Annotated in this window: 20 protein-coding genes and 2 pseudogenes; 17 read left to right on the forward strand and 5 right to left on the reverse strand. The window is 73.3% G+C overall.

Translation table 11 applies throughout. The annotated features are described in order from the left end of the window. The first annotated feature begins 51 nt into the window (after positions 1 to 51). The 3 genes from AC6CKD_RS20890 (at position 52) to AC6CKD_RS20900 (ending at position 3,536) form a co-directional block, all read left to right on the forward strand. Positions 52 to 1,281 carry an MFS transporter gene (locus tag AC6CKD_RS20890; RefSeq protein ID WP_498328968.1) on the forward strand — a complete coding sequence of 410 codons (1,230 nt, stop codon included), beginning with the start codon at positions 52 to 54 and terminating at the stop codon, positions 1,279 to 1,281. A gap of 79 nt (positions 1,282 to 1,360) precedes the next feature. Next, on the forward strand, positions 1,361 to 2,809 hold the full coding sequence (locus AC6CKD_RS20895; RefSeq protein ID WP_498328969.1) for a uracil-xanthine permease family protein: 1,449 nt from the start codon (positions 1,361 to 1,363) through the stop codon (positions 2,807 to 2,809). Between the two features lie 76 nt (positions 2,810 to 2,885). Further along, positions 2,886 to 3,536 (forward strand): DUF5995 family protein, encoded by a 651-nt coding sequence (locus AC6CKD_RS20900; RefSeq protein ID WP_498328970.1) that lies wholly within the window; start codon positions 2,886 to 2,888, stop codon positions 3,534 to 3,536. A 124-nt stretch (positions 3,537 to 3,660) separates the two neighbouring features. Here the strand turns inward: AC6CKD_RS20900 and AC6CKD_RS20905 are convergent, their stop codons facing one another. From AC6CKD_RS20905 to AC6CKD_RS20915, 3 genes are all read right to left on the reverse strand, one after another. Continuing rightward, on the reverse strand, positions 3,661 to 5,358 hold the full coding sequence (locus AC6CKD_RS20905; RefSeq protein ID WP_498328971.1) for a flavin monoamine oxidase family protein: 1,698 nt from the start codon (positions 5,356 to 5,358) through the stop codon (positions 3,661 to 3,663). A gap of 78 nt (positions 5,359 to 5,436) precedes the next feature. Beyond that, positions 5,437 to 6,237, reverse strand: a complete 801-nt coding sequence (locus AC6CKD_RS20910; RefSeq protein WP_498328972.1) for a carbon-nitrogen hydrolase family protein — start codon at positions 6,235 to 6,237, stop codon at positions 5,437 to 5,439. A 178-nt stretch (positions 6,238 to 6,415) separates the two neighbouring features. Then, the gene (locus AC6CKD_RS20915; protein ID WP_498328973.1) at positions 6,416 to 6,874 is read right to left on the reverse strand and encodes a hypothetical protein; all 459 of its coding nucleotides are present in this window, start codon (positions 6,872 to 6,874) and stop codon (positions 6,416 to 6,418) included. Positions 6,875 to 7,168: 294 nt separating this feature from the next. Between AC6CKD_RS20915 and AC6CKD_RS20920 the strand changes: the two genes are divergently transcribed. The 6 genes and pseudogenes from AC6CKD_RS20920 (at position 7,169) to AC6CKD_RS20945 (ending at position 12,231) form a co-directional block, all read left to right on the forward strand. Then, on the forward strand, positions 7,169 to 7,876 hold the full coding sequence (locus tag AC6CKD_RS20920; protein WP_498328974.1) for a GNAT family N-acetyltransferase: 708 nt from the start codon (positions 7,169 to 7,171) through the stop codon (positions 7,874 to 7,876). A gap of 89 nt (positions 7,877 to 7,965) precedes the next feature. Continuing rightward, the gene (locus AC6CKD_RS20925) at positions 7,966 to 8,085 is read left to right on the forward strand and encodes a putative leader peptide (RefSeq protein WP_498328975.1); all 120 of its coding nucleotides are present in this window, start codon (positions 7,966 to 7,968) and stop codon (positions 8,083 to 8,085) included. 69 nt (positions 8,086 to 8,154) lie between these two features. Continuing rightward, positions 8,155 to 9,321 (forward strand): annotated as a pseudogene (locus AC6CKD_RS20930) (LLM class flavin-dependent oxidoreductase); the annotation flags it as partial. A gap of 62 nt (positions 9,322 to 9,383) precedes the next feature. After that, complete coding sequence (locus tag AC6CKD_RS20935; protein ID WP_498328976.1) at positions 9,384 to 10,769, forward strand: NtaA/DmoA family FMN-dependent monooxygenase; 1,386 nt, start codon at positions 9,384 to 9,386, stop codon at positions 10,767 to 10,769. 57 nt (positions 10,770 to 10,826) lie between these two features. Beyond that, positions 10,827 to 11,959, forward strand: a pseudogene (locus AC6CKD_RS20940) (LLM class flavin-dependent oxidoreductase). An 80-nt stretch (positions 11,960 to 12,039) separates the two neighbouring features. Beyond that, positions 12,040 to 12,231, forward strand: coding sequence for a DUF1059 domain-containing protein (locus AC6CKD_RS20945; RefSeq protein WP_498328977.1), 192 nt, complete (start codon positions 12,040 to 12,042; stop codon positions 12,229 to 12,231). A 51-nt stretch (positions 12,232 to 12,282) separates the two neighbouring features. Here AC6CKD_RS20945 and AC6CKD_RS20950 read toward each other — a convergent pair whose 3' ends face one another. Continuing rightward, a complete protein-coding gene (locus AC6CKD_RS20950) occupies positions 12,283 to 12,738 on the reverse strand; it encodes an Lrp/AsnC family transcriptional regulator (protein ID WP_243334460.1) in 456 nt (151 codons plus the stop codon). A gap of 10 nt (positions 12,739 to 12,748) precedes the next feature. Continuing rightward, positions 12,749 to 14,218, reverse strand: coding sequence for an amino acid transporter (locus AC6CKD_RS20955; RefSeq protein WP_498328978.1), 1,470 nt, complete (start codon positions 14,216 to 14,218; stop codon positions 12,749 to 12,751). A 305-nt stretch (positions 14,219 to 14,523) separates the two neighbouring features. Here AC6CKD_RS20955 and AC6CKD_RS20960 point away from each other — a divergent pair, with 305 nt between their 5' ends. From AC6CKD_RS20960 to AC6CKD_RS20995, 8 genes are all read left to right on the forward strand, one after another. Continuing rightward, positions 14,524 to 15,648: an LLM class flavin-dependent oxidoreductase gene (locus AC6CKD_RS20960; RefSeq protein WP_498328979.1), complete on the forward strand. Its 1,125-nt coding sequence runs from the start codon at positions 14,524 to 14,526 to the stop codon at positions 15,646 to 15,648. Further along, a complete protein-coding gene (locus AC6CKD_RS20965; protein WP_498328980.1) occupies positions 15,645 to 16,535 on the forward strand; it encodes an SDR family NAD(P)-dependent oxidoreductase in 891 nt (296 codons plus the stop codon). Before AC6CKD_RS20960 ends, AC6CKD_RS20965 begins: the two co-directional genes overlap by 4 nt. Before the next feature lie 101 nt (positions 16,536 to 16,636). Further along, positions 16,637 to 17,737, forward strand: a complete 1,101-nt coding sequence (locus tag AC6CKD_RS20970; RefSeq protein WP_498328981.1) for a GDSL-type esterase/lipase family protein — start codon at positions 16,637 to 16,639, stop codon at positions 17,735 to 17,737. A gap of 139 nt (positions 17,738 to 17,876) precedes the next feature. After that, positions 17,877 to 18,818: an SCO0930 family lipoprotein gene (locus tag AC6CKD_RS20975; RefSeq protein WP_498329325.1), complete on the forward strand. Its 942-nt coding sequence runs from the start codon at positions 17,877 to 17,879 to the stop codon at positions 18,816 to 18,818. A 170-nt stretch (positions 18,819 to 18,988) separates the two neighbouring features. Then, the gene (locus AC6CKD_RS20980) at positions 18,989 to 19,852 is read left to right on the forward strand and encodes a LytR/AlgR family response regulator transcription factor (RefSeq protein WP_498328982.1); all 864 of its coding nucleotides are present in this window, start codon (positions 18,989 to 18,991) and stop codon (positions 19,850 to 19,852) included. 159 nt (positions 19,853 to 20,011) lie between these two features. After that, entirely contained in the window at positions 20,012 to 20,287 is a 276-nt protein-coding gene (locus AC6CKD_RS20985; RefSeq protein ID WP_498328983.1) for a hypothetical protein, read from the forward strand. Positions 20,288 to 20,405: 118 nt separating this feature from the next. After that, positions 20,406 to 22,175 carry a sodium/solute symporter gene (locus AC6CKD_RS20990; RefSeq protein ID WP_498328984.1) on the forward strand — a complete coding sequence of 590 codons (1,770 nt, stop codon included), beginning with the start codon at positions 20,406 to 20,408 and terminating at the stop codon, positions 22,173 to 22,175. A 91-nt stretch (positions 22,176 to 22,266) separates the two neighbouring features. Then, positions 22,267 to 23,502, forward strand: coding sequence for a sensor histidine kinase (locus AC6CKD_RS20995; protein ID WP_498328985.1), 1,236 nt, complete (start codon positions 22,267 to 22,269; stop codon positions 23,500 to 23,502). The last annotated feature ends 42 nt before the right edge of the window (positions 23,503 to 23,544 follow it).

Raw genomic sequence — 23,544 nt, forward strand, 5'->3', positions numbered from 1 at the left:
AGGAGTTCCGGGGGCTAACTATCAGGCAGGGTCCCTGATAGTTTACGACTCATGACCGGGGAAACCGACCTCAGCCCGGCGCGACTGCGCCATGCCCGCTTCGCCATCGCCGGCGTCTTCTGCGCACACGGCGCCGTCACCGGCTCCTTCGCCACCCGCATCCCGTGGATCCAGGACCACGCGCAGCTCAGCGCGGGCACCCTGGGCCTGGCCCTCGCCTTCCCCGCGCTCGGCGCGGCGCTCACGATGCCGCTGGCCGGGCGGATCAACCACCGGTTCGGCGCGCGCACCGCCCTGCGGATGCTGCTGAGCCTGTGGACGCTCGCCCTCGTCCTCCCGAGCCTCGCCCCGAACCTGTGGACGCTCTGCTTCGTGCTCTTCGTCTACGGAGCCACCGCCGGCATGTCGGACGTGGCGATGAACGCGCTGGGCGTGGAGACCGAGAACCGGCTGAAGCGCTCGATCATGTCCTCGCTGCACGGCATGTGGAGCGTGGGCGCCCTGATCGGCTCGGCCGCCGGCACGCTCGCCGCGCACGCCGGCGTCGATGCCCGTCTGCACCACCTGGTCGCCGCGCTCGCCCTGACGGCCGCCGGACTGCTCGCCGTACGGCGCGTCCTGGACCTGCGGACCGACACCGCCGGGGAGGAGGCGCCGCCGCACTTCGCGCTGCCCCCGAAGTCCGCGCTGTTCATCGGCGGGATCGGATTCTGCGCGGTCTTCGCGGAGGGCGCGAGCCTGGACTGGTCCGCCGTGTACCTGCGGGACGTGCTGCACACGGATGCCGGTCTCGCCGCCGCCTCGACCACCGCCTTCGCGCTGACGATGGCGGTCGCCCGACTGGCCGGGGACAAGGTCGTGGACCGGTTCGGGGCCGTACGCACGGTCCGCGTCGGCGGCGCCCTGGCGACCGCGGGCGGGCTGCTCGTGGTGACGGTCCACCACCCGGCGGCGGCCCTGACCGGGTTCGGGCTGATCGGGCTCGGCATCGCGGTCGTGGTCCCGCTGGCCTTCGCGGCGGCCGCGCGCAGTGGTCCGGCCCCGGCGCAGGCCATCGCCGGTGTCGCGACGATCACGTACACCTCGGGGCTGATCGCCCCGTCGGCGATCGGCGCGGTGGCCGACGCGACCTCGCTGGTGGTGTCGTTCGGGCTGGTCACGCTGCTGTCGTTCGCGCTGATCGCGGGGGCGACCGTACTGCGGCAGCGGCCGGTGGCCGCGGGGGCCGCCGGAGCGGCGGAGACGACCAACCGGGACGAACCTGCTGCTATGCGGCCGTAAAATATCGCCTGGCCGTCCGCGGCCTCGTAGTTTGACGATTCACCCGACCTGGCGATGAACGAACGAAAAGCGGTGGAACATGGGCCTCGGCGTGCGCTGGACCCTGCACGGAGACGGGCGGACTCCCGCCCCCGGCGCGGTGGTGCGGCCGGACGAGCGGCTGTCGTGGCCGCGGACCGCCGGGCTGGGCGCCCAGCACGTCGTGGCGATGTTCGGGGCGAGCTTCGTGGCTCCGGTCCTCATGGGACTGGACCCGAACCTCGCCATCATGATGTCCGGCGTCGCCACCGTGATCTTCCTGCTGGCGACCCGTGGCCGGGTCCCCTCGTACCTGGGCTGCTCGCTCTCCTTCGTCGGGGTCGCGGCGGCGATCCGGGCGAGCGGCGGGGACAGCGCGGTCGTCACGGGCGCGGTCTTCGTGGTCGGCGCGGCGTTGTTCCTGGCGGGGCTGGCGGTCCAGCGGTTCGGGGCGCGGATCATCCACGCGGCGATGCCGCCGGTGGTGACGGGCGCGGTCGTGATGCTGATCGGCTTCAACCTGGCGCCCGTGACGGCGTCCACGTACTGGCCGCAGGACCAGTGGACGGCGCTGCTGACCATGCTGTTCACCGGGCTGGCCGTGGTCTGCCTGCGGGGGTTCTGGTCGCGGATCGCGATCTTCCTCGGCCTGATCTTCGGGTACGGCATCTCCTGGGTCTTCGACCTCGTCTTCGGCAAGATCCACTCGACGGTGGGCGGTCCCGAGGCCGTGGACCACTGGCGGCTCGATCTGTCGGGGGTCTCCACGGCCGACTGGATCGGGCTGCCGACCTTCCACGCTCCGGCCTTCGAGTGGTCGGCGATCCTGATCGCGCTGCCGGTCGTCATCGCGCTGATCGCGGAGAACGCCGGGCACATCAAGGCCGTCGGCGAGATGACGGGCGACCCGCTCGACGACAAGCTCGGCACCGCCATCGCCGCCGACGGCGCCGCGTCGATGCTCTCCACGGCGGTGGGCGGCCCGCCGAACACCACGTACTCCGAGAACATCGGCGTGATGGCCGCCACCCGCGTCTACTCCACGGCGGCCTACTGGGCGGCGGCCGGCTTCGCGCTCCTCTTCGGCCTGTGCCCGAAGTTCGGCGCGGTCGTCGCCGCGATCCCCGGCGGGGTGCTGGGCGGGATCACCGTGATCCTGTACGGGATGATCGGCCTGCTCGGCGCGCAGATCTGGATCAACGGCCGGGTGGACCTGCGCAATCCGCTGAACCTGGTGCCGGCCGCGGCCGGCATCATCATCGGGGTCGGCGGGGTCGAGCTGAACATCACCGACAGCTTCGAGCTCGGCGGGATCGCGCTCGGCACGATCGTCGTGATCACCGGCTACCACGCCCTGCGGTACTTCGCGCCGGCGCACCTGAAGCAGCAGGAGCCCCTGCTGGACGCGGGCACGTCGGCGTACGACGACTCGGGCGCCGGGACGGCCGGCCGGGCCGCCGACGGGACCGTGGAGAGCGCCGCCGGCGAGGCCGGGGACAAGCAGGGTTGACGGAGTTTCGCCCGAACCGGCGAAGCGTACGGCCAAGTTCCCCTGATCCCGGCCCGCGGCTGCGACGCTGCGTCCCATGGTCCCCATGGAAGCGGTGCTGGCGCGGATGCGCGCCCTGGACGAGCGGCTCCCCGAGCGGGACGGCGTCGCCGTCTTCAACCGGGTGTACCTCACGGTGACGCAGACCCTGCACGAGGGGATCGCGCACGGCGCGTTCCCCTCGCCCCGCCGGGCGGAAACGCTCAGCGTCCGCTTCGCCGAGCGCTACCTGACGGCGGTGGAGGCCGACCGGGCCCCGGCCTGCTGGCGGCCGCTCCTCCAGTACCGCCGCCACCCCGGGATCCGGCCGCTCCAGCACGCGCTGGCCGGGATCAACGCGCACATCGGCCACGACCTGGCCCTGGCGGTGGTCGCCACCTGCCGCTCGCTCGAGTGTGAACCGGCCGCGCTCGAAGCGGACTTCGACCGGGTCGGCGACACTCTGGTCTCCTTGGAGGAGCACATCCGGGAGGACCTGATGCCGGGCCCGGACCTGCTGGAGATCGCGGACCCGCTGACGCACCTGCTGGGCGCCTGGAGCCTGGACCGGGCCCGGGCGGGGGCCTGGGCCTCGGCCCGCCTGCTCTGGTCGCTGCGCCGCTCCCCCGATCTGGCGGAGGAGTTCACCGAGTCCCTCGACGCGGGCGTCGGGCTGGTGGGCCGCTGCCTGCTGACACCGACCGGCTGACCCCGCTGCGCGGGCTCGTCCCCTCCCCCGCCCTTCCACCGTTCCCCGGGGCATGAGTACGGGCCGCCTCCGCGCTCGCGCGCGCGGGGGCGGCCCGTGGTCACGGGGCCGGAGGGCCGGAAGGTCAGTCCTCCGGGAGTTCGACCGGGGCTATCTCGTCGTAGACGTCGCCCGGGCCGGGGTTGGTGGCGTCCGTGGAGCCGCCGAGGTGGTGCATGACGCCCCAGACGGCGTTGAGGGCCGTCTGAACCGCGCCCTCCGCCCAGCCCGCCGTCCAGGAGATGTCGTCGCCCGCGAGGAAGATGCCCCGCTTGTCCGAGGGGAGGCGGTCCTGCATGAAGTGGGTGAACAGGCGGCGCTGGTAGCGGTAGTGGCCCGGCAGGTTGGCCTTGAACGCGCCCATGAAGTAGGGCTCGTTCTCCCAGGACACGGTCACCGGGTTGCCGATGATGTGGCGGCGGATGTCGACCTTCGGGTAGATCTCGCCGAGGGACTTCAGCATGACCTCCATCCGCTCGTTCGCGGACAGCGGCAGCCACTTCAGGCTGTCGTCGCACCAGGTGTAGGACAGGCAGATGACGGCCGGCTTGTCGGGGCCGTTGTCCAGGAGGTACGTGCCGCGGGTCATGCGGTCGGTCAGGGTCATCGACATGACGTCGCGGCCCGTTTCTTCGTCCTTGTCGAGCCAGAACGGCCGGTCGACGGGGATGAAGAGCTTGCTGGACTCCATGTAGTGGGTGCGCTCGATCGCCGTCCAGTGGTCGATCGGGAAGAGCGTGTCGTCGCACGCGATCTTCGACAGGAGCATCCAGGACTGGGCCGTGAAGATCGCGGCGCGGTACGTGCGGATGTCACCGGAGGCGTCCGTCACCGTGATGCGGTTGCCCGCCGTGCGGTGCAGGCGGGTGACCGCCGGGCGCGGGGTGCCGCCGTGCAGGGAGGAGAGGGAGGTGCCCTGGGCCCAGTGCACGATCTTCTCGGGCTCGCGGTCCCACATGCGCAGCGGGAGCTGCTGCGAGCCGCCCACGATGCCGCGGTGGTGGTCGTCGGCCTCGGTGTAGACGACGCGCAGGATCTCGAGGATCGAGTTCGGGAAGTCGGTGTCCCAGCCGCCCGTGCCGAAGCCGACCTGGCCGAAGATCTCGCGCTTGCGGAAGGACTTGAAGGCCTCGGACTTGCAGAGGAAGCCGTAGAAGGTTTCGTCGTCGAGCTTCTCGACGAGCTTCGCCCAGATCTCGCGGATGCGCGGGACGTCCCGCTCGCGCATCGCGGTGTTCATGTCGGAGAAGTCGGCGCCCTCGTCCAGGCAGGCGTTCCACGCGGCGGACACGTCGCGGTAGACCTGCGGGAGGTCGGCGATGGTCTCGGCGTAGTGGGTCTCGCCCTTGAGGTCGACCACCGTCGAGGGGGTGGCCTCGGCGAGCGGGTTCGGGAAGGGCTCGGTGACCAGGCCGACGAGGTCGATGTAGTGCTGGAGGGCCGTGGAGGACGGCGGGAAGCGCATGGCGCCCATCTCCGCGGTCAGCTCCTCGGTGCCCGCTCCCTCGAAGCCCACCGTGCGCAGCCGGCCGCCGATCTGGTCGGCCTCGTAGACGACGGGCTTGAGGCCCATCTTCATCAGCTCGTACGCGGAGATGATGCCGGACAGCCCGCCGCCGATGACGGCGACCTCGGTGCCGTGCTCGGTCGCCGGTATCTGCCCCAGGCCCGCCGGGTGGGCGAGGAAGTCGTCGTACGCGTAGGGGAAGTCCGGACCGAACATCGTGATCGGCTGCGAACCGTCGCTGTGCGGGACGGCGGTGGTGGGCACCGTGGACGTCATGGGGTACGACTCCTAGCGGGGTGGGGCAGGGGGGAAGGGCAAGCGGGGGGTGGGCGACGGCGGTCCGCGGGACCGCGGTCAGACGAGCGAGGCGTACAGACCGGGCCGGCGGTCGCGCAGGTACGGGTTGGTCTCGCGCGAGACGCGCAGCAGCTCGGGGTCGGCCTCGCCGAACACCAGCTCCTCGCCGCGGCCCGCCCTGGTCCGGGTGACGCCGTCGGGGCTCGCCAGGCAGCTGAGACCGACGAACTCGAACTCGCCTTCCGGACCGGTGCGGTTGACGTACGCGATGTACATCTGGTTCTCGAAGGCCCGTACGGGGACGAGCTGTTCGGCGACGAACTGGAAGGGGTGCATCTGCGCGGTCGGCACCAGGAGGAGGTCGGTGCCGGCGAGCGCGTGCGCCCGGACGTTCTCGGGGAACTCGACGTCGTAGCAGATCATCAGGCCGATGCGCAGGCCGTTCAGCTCCGCCTGGACGACGGGGGCGTCGCCGGGGGTGAAGGCCGCCTGCTCGAAGCAGCCGAAGAGGTGGGTCTTGCGGTAGTTCGCGAGCCGTACCCCGTCGGGGCCGATGAGCTGCGCCGCGTTGTAGACGGCGTCGCCGTCCCGCTCCGGGTAACCGAAGAGCACGGCCAGCCCGTGGCGGCGGGCGATCTCGCCGATGGCGCGGGCGGACATGCCGTCGGCCGGTTCGGCGAGCCGGGCGATGTCCTCGATCTCCAGCGCGTAGCCGGTCAGGAACATCTCCGAGGTCACGAGGAGCCCGGCCCCCGCCTGTGCGGCGCGTGCCGCGGCCTCTTCGAGCGCCTTCAGGTTGTCGGCGGTGTCGCCGAGCCGTCCGGAGCTCTGGAGGAGGGCGGTGCGCAGCGGGGGCATGGGCGTACCTCTGTGGCAGGAGGGGTGGGGGTCCTTAGACGGTACGTTCGCGCGTTCGACCGGGACAAGCCGTGACCGTTGCGCGCCGCGCATCGATTCGTTGCGCATTGGCGGGCTGACGCGGCGATTCGTTGCGTGGAGTCCCGGCGAACGGTTCGAAAGGCCTTTTCGGGGGGTTCTACGAGGCCGGGCGGAAAGCCGGGTGCACGCTCAGCCTGCGCAGGTCCTCCAGGATGTCGGGGGCTTGGTTGGAGACCACCCGGCCGCTCCAGCCGTCGCAGAGGGCCGGCACGGTGAGCGTGCCGTCGTGGTCGTGCCCGGCGGCCTCGTAGGCGCGCCGGAGCGCGTCGTGCCCCGCGGGGTCGCAGCCGGGCCGCAGGACGGTCAGGGCCACGGTGTCCCGGAGGCCCAGCTCGGCGAAGGCGGCGGTGACGCCGAGACAGCGCGGACAGTCGTCGGCGGCGACGTAGAGCCGGTACCGGTGGGGCTCGGGCGAGAACCCGGTCCCGATCCGGCCCCGGAGGACACGGCTCTGGGCCTGCGGCCGGACAGGCGGCTGGACAAGCGGCTGGACAGGCGGCTGGGCCTGCGGCCGGACAGGCGGCTGGACAAGCGGCTGGACATGGGTCTGGGGCACGGCTCTCCTCGGTCTGTGCGCGTACGTGCGTGCTCGGCGGGGCCTCAGGAGGCCGGGCGGGCCGTGGCACTGCAGACGCGGAGGAGATCTATGTGCAGCCGGCGGGTGAGCCAGGAGCGGCGCAGCGGGGTGGTGGCGGCGGGCGGCGTGGTGACCTGGTCCACCGGGTCCCCCTTCCGTCCGCAACCCCGATTACGCTGGCGTTCGCAGTCTCGTGGCACCGCCAGGGGGCGTCAAGACCGCCCGCACGAGTGCTTGAGCGCTCGGGCGCGCTACGGAAGGAAGCTCCCGCCCATGTCCCGTGAGTCCCGGCCCGGCGCGGTCCTCGACAATCCCGTCTGGGCCGCGCTCGACGGCCCGCACCGGAGGTTCGCCGAGACCGGCCCCGCCGGACTCGCCGCCCGTTACGCGGCCGGCGTGTCGCCCTTCGCCGCCCTCGCCGACCCCGAGGATCCGCGGGCCTGGGCCGATCTGGCCGAGCTCGTCGGCCCGGGCCGGGAGGTCTGGGTGACCGGGCTGCCGACCCCGCCCGCGGGCTGGGAGACCCTGATGTCGATACCGGGCGTGCAGCTGGACGGCCGGGCGGTACGCGGCAAGGAGGAACCGGAGGCGGTCCTGCTGGGGCCCGCCGACGTGCCCGAGATGCTGGAGCTGGTCGAGCTGACCCGGCCCGGCCCGTTCGGGGAGCGCACCGTCGAGCTGGGCACGTACCTCGGGATCCGCCGCGGCGGCCGGCTCGTGGCGATGTCGGGCGAGCGGATGCGGCCGCCGGGCTGGTCGGAGATCAGCGCGGTGTGCACGCACCCCGACCACCGGGGCGAAGGGCTCGCCGGGCGGCTGATCCGCGCGGTCGTGGCCGCCGTGGAGGAGCGCGGGGACGCCCCGTTCCTGCACGCCGCGGCGCAGAACACCTCGGCGGTGGGCCTGTACCTCTCGATGGGGTTCACCCTGCGCCGCGAGCCGGTCTTCATCGGGCTTCGTACGCCCGACACGAAGCATTAACACGGATTGACATTCCATCCGTTGTGGCCCGGTCCCCGCCGATCTAGCGTCGGAAGGACGACCGGAGCACGAGGCGAAGGGGGCCCGGCATGACCGTACGAACCGCCGGGGACGCCCTCGCCCCGCGCCGCCCGCGCCGCGCCGTCCGCCTGCACTCCCGCACCCACATCGACCTCCTGCGCGTCGCCGGCTCCCTCTGTCGTTCCTGATCAGCGTTCCGCGATCCGCGATCCGATCCGTCCTTCGCCGCGCCGCCCCGATCAGGAGGCCCTTCCGTCATGCCCGTGCGCCCTTCTCCCACCGCTGTCCCCGCCCCCGCCGCCTCCCCCGCGCTCCACCTCGCCGTGGCCCTCGACGGAGCGGGCTGGCACCCCGCCGCCTGGCGCGAGCCGGGGGCGGACGCCGACCGGCTGTTCACCGCCGGCTACTGGGCCGCGCTCGTCGCCGAGGCCGAGGCCGGTCTGCTGGACTTCGTCACCTTCGAGGACTCGCTGAGCCTGCAGTCCACCGATCCGGCCGGACCCGACGGCCGCACCGACCTGGTGCGGGGCCGGCTGGACGCGGTACTGGTCGCCGCCCGGGTGGCGCCGCTGAGCCGCCACATCGGGCTGGTGCCGAGCGTGGTGGCCACCCACACCGAGCCCTTCCACGTCTCCAAGGCGCTCGCCACCCTGGACTACGTGAGCCGCGGGCGCGCCGGGCTGCGCATCCAGATCTCGGAACGGCCCGACGAGGTACGCCACTTCGGGCGCCGCACGGCGCCCCTGGACCCGGCCGAGCTGTACGGGGAGGCGGCCGACCACGTGGAGGTGGTGCGGCGGCTGTGGGACAGCTGGGAGGACGACGCCGAGATCCGCGACGCGGCCACCGGCCGGTTCGTGGATCGCGCCAAGCTGCACCACATCGACTTCGAGGGCCCCCGCTTCAGCGTGAAGGGCCCATCCATCACCCCGCGGCCGCCCCAGGGCCTGCCGCCGGTCAGCGCACTGGCCTCCGACGCCGCCGTGTACCCCTTCCTCGCGCGCTCGGCCGACATCGGCTACGTGACCGCGCGGGATGCCGGCGAGGTCCGCACCGCCGTCGCGGCGCTCCCCGCCATCCCGCACCTGTTCGGCGAGCTGACGGTGTTCCTCGACGCGGAGCCGGCGACGGCGGAGCGCAGGCTCCAGCGGCTGGACGCCGTGCACGGGGCCGCGTACACGAGTGACGCCCGTGTCTTCGCGGGGACTCCGGCGGACCTCGCGGACCTGCTGCTGGAGTGGCGGGAGGCCGGGCTGACCGGCTTCCGGCTGCGGCCGGGGGCACTCGCCCACGACCTGCCGGCGATCACCCGCGGCCTGGTCCCGGAACTCCAGCGGCGCGGGGCGTTCCGGCGGGCCTACGAGGCCTCCTCGCTCCGCGGCCTGCTCGGGCTGGCGCGCCCGGCGAGCCGGTACGCCGCCTCCGCGGCCCCGGTCGCCACCGCTTCCCCCGCCGCCTGGTCCCCCAGGAAGGACCGACAGCAGCCATGGGCAAGCAGCTCAAGCAGATCCATCTCGCGGCGCACCTCCCCGGTGTCAACAGCACCACCGTGTGGAGCGACCCGGCCGCCGGCAGCCAGATCGACTTCGATTCCTTCGTCCATTTCGCACGGACCGCCGAGCGCGCGAAGTTCGACTTCCGCTTCCTCGCCGAGGGCCTGCGCCTGCGCGAACAGGGCGGTGAGATCTACGATCTGGACGTGGTGGGCCGCCCCGACACCTTCACGGTGCTGGCGGCGCTCGCGGCCGTCACCGAGCACCTCGGGCTGACCGGCACCATCAACTCCACCTTCAACGAACCGTACGAGGTGGCCCGCCAGTTCGCCTCCCTCGACCACCTGTCGGGCGGCCGCGCCGCCTGGAACGTGGTCACCTCCTGGGACGCCTTCACCGGGGAGAACTTCCGGCGCGGCGGGTTCCTGCCGCGCGAGGAACGCTACGAGCGGGCACGGGAGTTCCTGGACACCGCCCACGAGCTGTTCGACGCGTGGGACGGCGGGGAGATCCTCGCCGACCCGGTCTCCGGGGAGTTCCTGCGGGACGCGGGCCCCGGCGCCTTCGCCCACCGGGGGAAGCAGTTCGACATCTCCGGGCACTTCAACGTGCCGCGCAGCCCCCAGGGGCGGCCGGTCGTCTTCCAGGCGGGCGATTCGGACGAGGGACGGGAGTTCGCGGCGGCCGCCGCGGACGCCATCTTCGGGCGGTACGGCACGCTGGCGGAGGGCCGCGCCTTCTACGCGGACGTCAAGGGGCGCCTACCCCGGTACGGGCGCGGCCCCGACGAGCTGAAGATCCTGCCGGCGGCGACCTTCGTGCTCGGCGACACCGACGCCGAGGCCCGGGAGCTGGCCCGTGAGGTGCGGCTCCGGCAGGTCAGCGGAGCGACCGCGATCAAGCACCTGGAGCACGTGTGGAACCGGGACCTGTCGGGCTACGACCCGGACGGTCCGCTGCCGGACGTCGATCCCGAGCCCGGGGAGAACACCATCGCGCTGGGGCGGGCGAGCGTGCGCATGAACCGCGATCCGGTGGCCGTCGCGCGGGAGTGGCGGGAGCTGGCCGCCGCCCGGGGCCTGTCGATCCGGGAGCTGGTGATCGAGACGACTGCCCGGCAGTCCTTCGTCGGCTCGCCCCTCACCGTCGCCCGTGCCATCGACGGCCTGGTCCAGGCGGACGCCGCCGACGGATTCATCCTGGTCCCGCACCTCACGCCCGGCGGGCTCGACGCCTTCGCGGACACCGTCGTCCCGCTGCTCCAGGAGCGCGGGGTGTTCCGCCGCGAGTACGCCGGCCCGACGCTGCGCGACCACCTCGGGCTGGCGGCGCCCCGCGCCCCCGCCAGCGCCCCCGCCCCCGCCCCCGCCCACCACTGAGCCGGCGGACCGCCGCCGCCACCGGTCGCGGTTCCCCTCTCCGAAGGAGTCGTCCGCATGCCCGGCATCCCGCTCGGGGTCCTCGACCTCGTACCGATCCCGCCCGGCTCCACGGCCGCCGAAGCGCTCCGCGACAGCGTCGACCTCGCCCGGCAGAGCGAGCGGTTCGGCTACGCCCGCTACTGGTTCGCCGAGCACCACCTGAATCCCGGCGTCGCCGGGACCTCGCCCGCCGTGGTGCTGGCACTGACCGCTTCGGCCACCTCCACGATCCGGATCGGCTCGGGGGCGGTCCAGCTCGGGCACCGCACGGCGTTGTCCACGGTCGAGGAGTTCGGCCTGCTGGACGCGGTGCACCCGGGGCGGATCGACCTGGGGCTGGGGCGTTCGGCGGGCGGCCCGCCGGCGCGCCGTGCCGGGGCCGAGCCGCCGGCGGCGTACACCACGGCGAACGGGCTGCGCATACCGGAGCCCTTCTCCTTCGCCCACCTGCGCGATCACCCGCGGATCGCGCTCCAGCAGCGGCTGCTGCAGCTGCCGGGGGCCGCGCCGCAGGAGTACTCCGAGCAGGTGGGCGACGTACTGGCCCTGCTGCGCGGGGAGTACCGCTCCGTGGACGGGGTGAGGCGCACGCCGTGCCCGGGGAGGGCGCAGGGGTCCAGGTGTGGGTGCTGGGCAGCAGCGCGGGGGTGAGCGCGGCGACGGCCGGCGCGAACGGGCTGCGGTTCGCGGCGAACTACCACGTCAGCCCGGCGAGCGTGCTGGAAGCCGCCGGGGCCTACCGGGCGGCCTTCAAGCCCTCGGCCGGGCCGGGTGGGCTGGACCGGCCGCACCTGACCGTGTCGGCCGATGTCGTGGTGGCCCCGGACGACGCCGGGGCCCGGGAGCTGGCCACCGGGTACGCGCCCTGGGTGCACGGCATCCGGACCGGCGCGGGCGCGATCCCCTTCCCGTCGCCCGAGGAGGCCCGGCAGCTGACCCGGGGCTGGTCGGCGGCGGACCACGAGCTGGTCGCGGACCGGGTGGAGACGCAGTTCGCGGGCTCCCCGGCGACGGTCGCGGACGGGCTGGAGCGGCTGCGCGACGCGACCTGCGCGGACGAGCTGCTGATCACCACGATCACGCGCGCCCACGCCGACCGGGTGCGCTCGTACCGGCTGCTGGCCGCGGAGTGGGCCCGGCGGGGGTGAGGCCCCGGCTTTCGTCCCGGGCCCGGGAAGAGGATGGTGGGAGGTGAGTCCACCACCGCCTGCCCCCAGGGAGGTACATCATGCGCAAGGTTCTGGACTGCAGGGAGTACCCGAGCGAACTGAACTGCACCCTCACCATGGCGGGTGAGGAGGAGGAGCTCCTGCGGGCGGCCGTGCAGCACGCGGCCGACGTCCACAGCCACACGGACAGCCCGGAGTTCCGCAAGCAGCTGCGGAGCCTGATGAAGGACGACGTCCCGCAGCACGCCTGAGGCCGTACGCCGCACGCTTCACCTCGTGCGCCCGGCGTGGCATCAGGGGTGCTACGCCGGTGCGCCCGAGGTGAAGCGGCGCAGCAGCGGCGAGAGGACGAGGACGGACTTGGTGCGCTCCACGAAGGGCTCGCCCGCGATCCGCTCCAGGACCCGCTCGAAGTGCCGCATGTCGGAGGCGAAGATCTGGACGAGGGCGTCCGCGTCACCGGTGACGGTGGACGCGGACACGACCTCGGGGTAGCGCTCCAGCCCCCGCCGGATGTCGTCCGGCGAGGTGTTGTGGCGGCAGTACATCTCGATGAAGCCCTCGGTCTCCCAGCCCATCGAAGCGGGGTCCACGCGGACGGTGAAGCCGGTGATGGCTCCTTCGGCGCGCAGCCGGTCCACCCGCCGTTTGACGGCGGGGGCCGAGAGTCCGACCTCGGAGCCGATGTCCGCGAAGGAGCGGCGGGCGTCCTTGGCGAGGGCGTGCACGATGCGTTCGTCGAGATCGTTCAGTCGCACTGCGCGTGGATCACTTCTCTGCTGCGGCCGGTTCTGCTGCGGCCAGACGGGAGCGGCGGATGCCGTACAGGAAGTAGAACACGAGGCCAGCGGCCATCCAGCCACCGAAAACGATCCACGTGGCGGTGTCCAGGCTGAACATCATGTAGCCACATGCCAGCAGGCCGAGGATCGGCGTGACGGGGAAGAGCGCCACCTTGAACGTGCGCGGCATGTCCGGGCGGGTGCGGCGCAGGATGACGACGGCGACGTTGACCAGGGCGAAGGCGAAGAGCGTGCCGATGCTGGTGGCGTCCGCGAGCTTGCCCAGCGGGATGAAGGACGCGAGGGCTCCGCAGAAGAGGGAGACGATCACCACGTTGGCGCGGGGGGCGCCGGTCTTCGCGTCGACCTTGGCGAAGACCTTGGGGACCAGGCCGTCGCGGGACATGGCGAAGAGGATGCGGGTCTGGCCGTAGAGCACGGCGAAGACGACGGAGGCGATGGCGACCACGGCGCCGGCGGCGAGGACGACGCCCCAGAAGCTGTGGCCGGTGACGTCGGTCATGATCTGGGCGAGCGCGGCCTCGGTGCCCTCGAAGTCCTGCCAGGGCATGGCGCCGACGGCGACGAAGGCGACGAGGACGTACAGGACGGTGACGATGGCCAGCGAGAGCATGATCGCGCGGGGCAGGTCGCGCTTGGGGTTCTGGGCTTCCTCACCGGCGGTCGACGCGGCGTCGAAGCCGATGTACGAGAAGAAGAGGGTGGCCGCGCCGGCGCTGATGCCGGTGATGCCGAGCGGGGCGAGCGGGGCGTAGTTGCCGGCCTTGATGCCCATGAAGCCGATGCCGATGAAGAGCAGCAGGGTGACGATCTTCACAGCGACCATGATCGAGTTGATCCGGGCGCTCTCCTTGGCGCCGCGCATCAGGAAGACCATGGCGAGCAGGACGACGACCAGCGCCGGCAGGTTGATGAAGCCGCCCTCGCCCAAGGGGGCCGAGACGCTCTCGGGGATGGTGATCCCTATCGTGCCGTCGAGGAGTTCGTTGAGGTACTCGCCCCAGCCGACGGCGACGGCCGCGACGGAGACGCCGTACTCCAGGACCAGGCACCAGCCGCAGACCCAGGCGACGAGCTCGCCCATGGTGGCGTACGAGTACGAGTACGAGGATCCGGAGACCGGCACCGATCCGGCCAGCTCCGCGTAGGAGAGGGCCGAGAACAGGGCGGTCAGGCCCGCGATGACGAAGGCGATCGTGACGGCGGGGCCGGCCTTGGGGGCCGCGGTGCCGAGGACGACGAAGATGCCGGTGCCGAGCGTCGCGCCGATGCTGATCATCGTCAGCTGCCACATGGTGAGCGAGCGGCGCAGTGAGCCGCCCTCGCCCTGGCCGCCTTCGGCGACCAGCTGCTCCACCGGCTTGCGGCGCAGCAGGGGGTGGACCGCCTTGGGAGGAGCGGGGGCGAGCGGTGGCGCCTGGCCGTGGTCGAGCACGAGGGGACTCCTTTGTCACTGCGGGTGGGGTTTCAGGCGTCGACCGCAGCGGTCCGGAGCAGAGCAGGCCGAGGGCCTGGGCATGGGGGACCGCGAGCAGGCGGTCCACGCCACTCCACGTACAGCGAGTGAGCCTACGAGCTGAGTGATACCGCCCGTAATGCACCATCCTTGCACATTGGCGACTGATCGTTGCGCGGATCTGTCCTGGATGGTCCTTTGTTGCGCGGGGATGATCGATCAGTGCGCAGCCGATCCCGACTCACGTTCTTGACACTTCGTCAGATCTGCCGCAGCGTGCCGCCATGGACCTGGACGTGCTCTACGAGATCGACGTGCCGCGGCCCTGGCCGGGAGCCCACCCGCACGGCCAGCGGGCCGCCGAGCAGCGCGCATACCGGGAGGCGGTGGAACAGATCCGGCTCGCCGACCGGATGGGATTCCGTACCGTCTGGGCGGTCGAACACCATTTCCGCGAGGGCCGCTCGCACTGCCCGGCCCCCGAGGTGCTCCTCGGACACCTGGCCGGGCTGACCGAGCGGATCCGGCTGGGCTTCGGCGTCACCCTGACCCCCTTCGCCTTCACCCCGCCGCAGCGCATCGCGGAGAAGGTCGCCACCGTCGACGTGCTCTCCGGTGGCCGGGTGGAGTGGGGCACGGGGCGGTCCACGCCCATGGAACAGGCGGCCTTCGGGGTGGACCGGGAGAAGTCCCGCGACGACTGGCGCGAGGCCATCGAGATCGTGACCGGAATGTGGCGCGAGGAGTACTTCGCCTACGAATCTCCGCGCTTCACCTTCCCGCGCCGCATGGTCACCCCCAAGCCGGTGCAGGATCCGCACCCGCCCGCCTGGATGGCGGCCACTTCTCCCGGCTCCGCGGAGGTCGCGGGCGCGCACGGCCTCGGTCTGCTCTCCTTCTCGATCATGCAGCCGCTGGAGGCGATGGCCGCCCAGGTGGCCGCCTACCGGGCGGCGGCGGCCGCACCGCGTCCGCTCACCGACGTCACCACGGACCGGGTCGCCGCCTACACCCTGGTCCACGCGACGGCGCCGCGCGCCGAGCCGGGCCCCCGGGTCTGGGACTCGGTCGCCTGGTGGTACTCCAACCTGGCGCGGTTCACCCTGGACTGGGAGCTGCCGCACCTGAGCCCCGAGGAGCGGGAGCGGACCTTCCCGCTGCTCACGCCGATCCTCGAAGGGAACGTACCCGTACGGGAGTTCAGCGACGGGGACATGATCCTCATCGGGGACGCGGAGACCATCGTCGCCAAGGCCAAGCGGTACGCGGACCTCGGCGTCGACCAGCTCATCTGCTACGTCCAGTGGGGGTACCTGGAGCACCGGGAGATCCTGCGCACCCTGGAGATCCTGGGCAAGGAAGTCATCCCGGAGCTGGCCCGCTACACCCCCCGGAAGGCCTCGGCGTGAGCGGCGGCCCCGCCCCCGGCGGCGGGCCGGGCCGCGCCGGACCTGACCGCGCCGGGCCGGGCCGCGCCGGGCCGGACTGTGGCCCCGACGCCTCCCCCGTCCCCGACTACGCCGCCCTGCACCGCCTCGACGGCCGCGCCCTCGTGCTGCTCGGCGCGGGCAACGGCATCGGCCGCCAGACCGCGCACGCGCTGGCCGCGGGCGGCGCCCGCGTGCTGTGCGTGGACGTGGACGAGGAGCGGGCCCGGGCGGTCGCGGCGGAGACCGGCGGCGTCCCGTACGCCGCCGACGTCACCCGGCGCGAGGCCGTACGGGAGCTCTTCGCCGCGGCGCCGGACCTGCTCGGCGGCCGCCCGGTCGGCGGGGTCGTCGACATCGTCGGCATGGCCCGGTACGCCGCGCTGCCCGAGCTGGACGACGCCGACTGGGACTGGCACTTCGACCTGGTGCTGCGGCACGCCTGGCTGGCCGTTCAGTACGGCGGCCGGGCCGTCGCCGAGGCCGGTGGCGGACCGCTGGTCTTCGTCGCCTCCGTCTCCGGGCTCACCGCGGCCCCGCTGCACGCCGCGTACGGGGCCGCGAAGGCCGGCCTGATGTCCTTGGTGCGCTCGGCGGCGGTAGAACTGGGGCCGCGCGGGGTACGGGTCAACGCGGTGGCACCGGGGGTGGTGTGGACCCCGCGGGTCGCCGCCCTGCTGGGTCCGGAGGGGCGTCGGCTCAACGCGGAGAACGCCCCGCTGGGCCGGGTCGCGGAAACCCGGGACATCGCGGCCGCGCTGTACTTCCTGGCTTCGCCGCAGTCCTCGTACGTGACGGGCCAGACGCTGGTCGTGGACGGCGGCGTCGGCGTGAAGTTCCCGTACCCGACGGTCGGAGGCGCACGTTGAGCACACGAGAAGTCGGGCCGGACGGGGGCGCGGGTGTAGGTGTAGGGACAGGTGGGGTCGCGGACACGGGCTTGGACACAGACTTGGACACGAACGTGAGCTTGGACTTGAGCTTGGACTTCGGCTTGGACTTGGACTCGGGCCTGGAATCGGGCCCGGACTCGGGCCCGGACACGCCCGCGGGCCCGCACGCGGTCGCGGCGGACGGCGGACCGTGGCTCGACCCCGCGCCCTTCCTCCGCGGCGTCGCCTGGCTCGACGGCGGCCGCCCCGTGCGGGCCGACCCCACCGACACCATGCGGCTGCCCTGGGACACCGGCGAGCGGGCCACGCTGCCCATCGGGGTGCGCCTGGAGTTCACCGCGCCCGGCGCCCGGGCAGTGGAGATCCACTACCGGGCGACCGTGCCCGGCCCCACCGACGCACTGCGCGACCTCGCGCACGGGTTCGCCCTGTGGGACCGCCACGGGGTGGTGAGCGAGCTGTACACCGAGCCGGCCGCCGAAGCCGTCGTGCGCCTCGAACTGCCGGGCGGATCGGGCCCGTTCACCGTCCATCCACCCGAGGCCCAGTCTCCGCTGATCCTGGGCCTGCGCGGGATCGGCGGCCCGGTCGCCCCCGCGCCGACCACCACCCGCTGGGTGGTGCACGGCGACTCCATCACCGAGGGCTGGTGGTCCACCCGGCCCGCGCACGGCTGGCCGTCGGTGGCCGGGCGGGCGCTCGGCTGGGACACCGTCAACCTCGGCTACGCGGGGGCCGCGCGCGGGGAGCTGGCCTGCGCCGAGCAGATCGCCGCACTCCCCGCCGACGCCCTCACCCTCGCCTTCGGCACCAACTGCTGGTCCCGCGTGCCCTTTTCGGCCCCACTGCTGTACGAGACCACCCGCGCGTTCCTCGAACTGGTCCGCCAGGGCCACCCCCGGACCCCGCTGCTCCTCCTCTCCCCCGTGCTGCGCCCCGACGCGGAGCGCACCCCGAACAAGCTGGGCGCCACCCTGGGCGCCCTGCGCGACGCGATGGAGCGCGCCACCCGGGAGCGGATCGCCGCCGGGGACGAACGGCTGGTGCTGCTGCCGGGACGGGAGCTGCTCGGCCCCGAGCACCTGGCGGACGGCCTGCACCCCAACGACGCCGGACACCGCACGCTCGGCCTCGCTGTGGCCACGGCCATGAAGCGGGCCGGGTTCGACGCGGGGTGAGTGAAACAGCCCACATCGGAGGAATTGAACAGACCGGCTCCGACGGGGCGTGTCCTGCGCACAGTTGCCGCCGCTCCACTCCGCTCGGACGGATGGACGCGGCGGCGCGGGCAGGGACACACACGTGGGAGAGATCAAGATGGGCATCAAGCGCGGAACCACCCTGGCGGCCGTGGCGGCCGCCGTCGCACTCACCGCGACCGCGTGCGGCGGGAGCGACCCGGCGGGCGACGCCGCCAAGCCGGCCGGAGCGGTCGCTCCCTCCCAGGCGCCCTCCTCGGGCGACGGCTACGGCTCGGGCTCCGACGCCGCCGCGGGCGGCGCCGCCGAGCCGGCCGGCCAACTGGCCATCGCTCAGGACGAGAAGCTCGGCTCCGTCCTCGCCGACAGCGCGGGCTTCACCCTCTACCGCTTCGACAAGGACACCGCGAAGCCGTCGAAGTCCACCTGCGACGGGGACTGCGCGAAGGTCTGGCCGGTGGTCGTGGCCGGCGACGCCACCGCCGCGGCGGGCATGGACCCGGCGCTGCTGGGCGAGGTGGTCCGTACCGACGGCAGCAAGCAGCTCACGGTGGCGGGCTGGCCCGTGTACCGGTACAGCAAGGACACCAAGGCGGGCGAGACCAACGGGCAGGGTGTCGGCGGCACCTGGTTCGCGGCGGCCCCCGACGGCAAGAAGGCGGCGAAGGCGGCCGCCGCGCCCAGCGGCGCGGACCAGGCCTCCGGCGCGCTGACCGTGGCCAAGGACCCGAAGCTGGGCGACCACATCGTCGACGGCAACGGGATGACGGTCTACCGCTTCAAGCCGGACACCGCGTGGCCCATGGTCTCCAAGTGCGCGGGCGACTGCGTGGCCAAGTGGCCGGTCGTGCCGCCGGTGGACCAGGCCAACACCAAGGGGATCATCGAGAAGAACTACCTGGTGCTCGACCGCCCCGACGGGAAGAAGCAGCAGACGGTGAACTGCTGGCCCGTCTACACCTTCACCGGCGACAAGAAGGCCGGCGACATCAACGGGCAGGGCGTCGGCGGCACCTGGTACGCGGTCGCCCCCGACGGGAAGCTGATCACCGTCCAGTAGACCGGGCCGGCGGACCGGCCCCCGTGGACCGGTCCCGTAGACCGACCCCGTAGACCGATCCGTAGACCGACCCCGTAGACCAACCGGCCGCGCGGCCCCCGCTCCCCTCCCCCGAGGGCGGGGGCCGCGCACCGTTTCGCCCCGGCCGGGCGGAACCTAGACTCCGCACCATGCTGCGCGTACTGGCCGTCGACGACGAGAAGCCCCTGCTCGAAGAGCTCCTCTACCTGCTGCGCTCCGACCCCCGGGTACTCAGCGCCGAGGGCGCCTCGGACGCCACGGAGGCGCTGCGCCGGATCACCCGGGCGCTGGAGAGCGGCCCGGACGGGGCCGACGTCATCGACGTGGTCTTCCTCGACATCCACATGGCGGGGCTGACCGGGCTGGACGTCGCCCGGCTGCTGGCCGGGTTCGCGCGGCCGCCGCTGATCGTGTTCGTCACCGCGCACGAGGGGTTCGCCGTACAGGCCTTCGACCTCAAGGCCGTGGACTACGTGCTCAAGCCCGTACGGCCGGAGCGGCTGGCCGAGGCCGTGCGGCGGGCCTGCGCGCAGTCAGCGCGGTCGGGTGAGCAGCCCGCGGCGGCCGCCCCCGAGGCCGTGTACGCCGTACCGGCGGCCCGCGCGGCCGCCCCCGAGACACCCGGGGCCCCCGTCCCCGCCGTCGCCGCGTCCTCCGCCGGCCGCGGCGCGGACCGCGCACCCGACCAGATCGCCGTCGAACTGGGCGGCGTCACCCGCTTCGTGGCGATCGCCGACATCGCCTACGTGGAGGCCCAGGGCGACTACGCCCGGCTGCACACCGACGAGGGCAGCCACCTGGTACGGATTCCGCTCGCCACGCTGGAGGAGCGGTGGGCGGCACGCGGATTCGTCCGCATTCACCGCCGCCACCTGGTCGCACTGGCGCGTATCGACGAACTGCGCCTGGACGCGGGCACCACCACGGTCCGCGTCGGCGCCGCCGAACTCCAGGTGAGCCGCAGGCACACCCGGGAACTGAGGGACCTGCTGATGCGCCAGGCAATGGGCTGAACCGCGCGCGCCGACCGTCCGGCGCGGCGACGCACCGTTCACCGCGCGGGGAGGCGCGTACGGCGATCGGCCCGGGCCGTCGGCCGCAGCGGTGGCCGGGCCGCCCGCCCGGGCGGAACCCCGCGGGTATCGTGGATCTTCGGCCCCGGGAGGAAGCAGATGTCCGAAATCCAGGCGCTGCTCGACGCGCTGACCGGACTGCCCCGCACCCGGCCGGCCGGTCCCGCCGAGGCCGAGGTGCTGCTGGCCCGCCTGCGGAGCGCGGCCGCGCGCTGGGCCGACGTCCTGTACGAGGCCCACGAAAGCGCTTACGGACACCTGCCGCCCCGGGCCGAGGCGGCGCTGACGCTGGCCTTCCGGCGCGCCGAGGAGTCGTACGTGGAGCTGGAGATCGCCCTGCGGGACTGCGCGGAGCACCGCGATCCCGCCCGCTGAGCCATATCCGGCCTGACCTGCGGGAGGGCCTGTTGCCCGGTCCGGGGGCGTGCGTAGACTCCCGGAACCCCGACACCCGCGCCGGGCCGCGCCCGCGCCCCAGCCGAAGGACCCGCCGGTGAACCAGACGTACGCGCTGACCGCGGTCGCCGTCGTCGTCCTGGTCACGGTGCTGGTCGGCGCGCTGGGCCTGCGGATATCCCGGACCACCTCGGACTTCTACGTGGCGTCGCGCACGGTCGGCCCGCGCCTCAACGCGGCGGCCATCGGCGGCGAGTACCTCTCGGCGGCCTCCTTCCTCGGCGTGGCCGGTCTGGTGCTGCTGCAAGGGCCGCAGATGCTCTGGTACCCGGTCGGCTACACCGCCGGGTACCTGGTGCTGCTGGTGCTGGTCGCGGCCCCGCTGCGGCGCTCGGGCGCGTACACGCTGCCCGACTTCGCCGAGGCCCGGCTCGAATCGCAGGCGGTGCGCCGGATCGCGGTGCTGTTCGTGCTCGGCGTCGGCTGGCTGTACCTGCTGCCGCAGCTCCAGGGCGCCGGGCTGACCCTGGAGATCCTGACCGGGGCCCCGCACTGGGTGGGCGGGGTGGTCGTCGCCTGCGTGGTGACGGCGGCGGTGGCGGCCGGCGGGATGCGGTCCATCACCTTCGTGCAGGCCTTCCAGTACTGGCTGAAGCTCACCGCCCTGCTGGTGCCGGCGTTCTTCCTGCTGGCGGCCTGGGCGGGGGACGGCGCTCCGCGCGCCTCCTTCGACGCCCCGGCGGTGTTCCGCGAGCACACCGCCGTCACCCTGGCCGAGGACGTACGGCTCTCCCTGGACGCGCCGCTGACGGTGACGGTCACCGGGCAGGTGGACGGGCACGCGTACGCGGGGCAGGCCGTGACCCTCGGGGCGGGGCAGCATTCCGTACGGGCGCACGCGCGGCTGGAGTTCGCCCCGCATTCCGCGGTGCCGCAGAGCCGGGCGGAGGCCGCGCCCGGCGTGTCGAGCTGGTCGGAGCCGCTGTCCGGGGACCGGCCGGAGCTGCGCCTGTACGCCACGTACGGGCTGATCCTGGCCACCTTCCTCGGGACCATGGGGCTGCCGCACGTGGCGGTGCGCTTCTACACGAGCCCGAACGGCCGGGCGGCGCGGCGCACCACGCTGGTGGTGCTCGGCCTGGTCGGCGCCTTCTACCTGCTGCCGCCGGTGTACGGGACGCTGGGCCGGATCTACACCCCGGAGCTGGCCCTGACCGGGGAGGCGGACGCGGTGGTCCTGGTGCTGCCGGCCCGGGTGGTGGGCGGGCTCGCCGGGGAACTGCTGGGGGCGCTCCTGGCGGGGGGCGCGTTCGCGGCGTTCCTGTCCACGGCTTCGGGGCTGACGATGGCGGTGGCGGGGGTGCTGCACCAGGACGTGCTGCCTTCGCGCGGGGTGCGCAGCTTCCGGGTCGCGGTGCTGGTGGCGATCCTGGTGCCGCTGGCGGGGAGCGTGGCGGTGACCGAGGTGCCGGTGGCGGACGCGGTGGGGCTGGCCTTCGCGGTGTCGGCGTCCTCGTTCTGTCCGCTGCTGGTGCTGGGGATCTGGTGGCGCGGCCTGACGCCGCCGGGGGCGGTCGCGGGGCTGGTGACGGGGGGCGGGGCGGCGCTCGGCGCGGTGCTGGCGACGCGGGCCGGGCTGGCTCCGGCGGGATGGGCGAACACGCTGCTGGCGTGGCCTGCGGTGTGGTCGGTCCCGCTGGGCTTCCTGACGATGGTGGTGGTGTCGCTGGGTACGCGCGGGCGGATCCCGCCGGGCACGGCGGCGACACTGGCCCGGCTGCACCTGCCGGAGGACGTGGCGGGAACGGCGCCCGGGGGCGCGGGGGCCGCGTCGGCCGCCCCGGCCAGCAAGGACGGTGCTCTGTGACCGGAGCGGCAGACCGGACCGGGAGCAGTGCTCTCGTGACAGTGCGGTGCTCCCTCCGCGGGGCGGCGCTCACAGGAAGGGCGTGCGCTTCATGACCGGAGCACTGCTCTCCGTACTGGCCGCGGCGGGCGCCGTGCTGCTGGTGGGGCTCGGCTGGGCGGCGGGGCTGCGGCAGGCCCGGCGGGGCGAGCGCGCCTTCGGCCTCGACCTCGGCACCCCCGTCGAACGGGCCACCTTCCACACCCTGCACACCGCCTCCCTCGCCGCTCCCCCGCTGCGCGCCGGCCTCACCGAGGACGCCGCCCGCAAGGCCGCCCGGCGCCTGCGCTCCCTCCTCGGCACCGAGGCCCTGTGCCTGACGGACCGCCGACACGTCCTCGCCTGGGACGGCCCGGGCGCCGACCACCACGAGCGCCGGGTGATGGCACGGGTCGCGGTGATGCTGGACTCGGGGCGCAGTCAGAGCGTGCGCACCGAGTGCGAGCGGCCCGACTGCCCCCTCAAGTGGGCCGTGGTGGCCCCGCTGACCGGCGAGGACGGGATGCTGGGCGCGCTGGTGGCCTACGGGTCGCGGGAGTCGGCGGTGCTGGTGCGGGCCGCCACCGAGGTCGCGCGCTGGGTCTCCGTACAGCTGGAGCTGTCGGAGCTGGACCGTTCGCGGACCCGGCTGATGGAGGCCGAGATCAAGGCGCTGCGCGCGCAGATCTCCCCGCACTTCATCTTCAACTCCCTTGCGGCAATCGCCTCGTTCGTGCGCACTGACCCGGAGCGGGCACGGGACCTACTGCTGGAGTTCGCGGACTTCACCCGGTACTCCTTCCGGCGGCACGGGGAGTTCACCACGCTGGCCGAGGAGTTGCGGTCCATCGAGCAGTACCTGGCGCTGGCCGGCGCCCGGTTCGGGGAGCGGCTCAAGCTGACCTTGCAGGTGGCGCCGGAGGTGCTGCCGGTGGCGCTGCCGTTCCTCTGCCTGCAGCCGCTGGTGGAGAACGCGGTCAAGCACGGGCTGGAGGACTCCACCGAGGAGTGCCGGATCACCATCGCGGCCCGGGACGCGGGCGCGGAGGCGCTGATCACCATCGAGGACAACGGCGTCGGGATGGATCCCGCCCTGCTGCGCCGGATCCTGGCCGGGGACCACGCGGGCTCCTCCTCGGGCATCGGACTGCCCAACGTGGACGAGCGGCTGCGCCAGGTCTACGGGGACGGCCACGGGCTCGTCATCGAAACGGGCGTGGGCGCCGGCATGAAGATTACGGTTCGGATTCCCAAATACCGTGCGGGAGTGCACAGTTCGGCCCCACCTGGCCGAATTCCCCGGCGCTGAGCGGCCCGTGAGCTGCCATCCTGGAGGGGGCGCGAACGACCG

This window comes from Streptomyces sp. GQ60 (genome assembly GCF_059758875.1).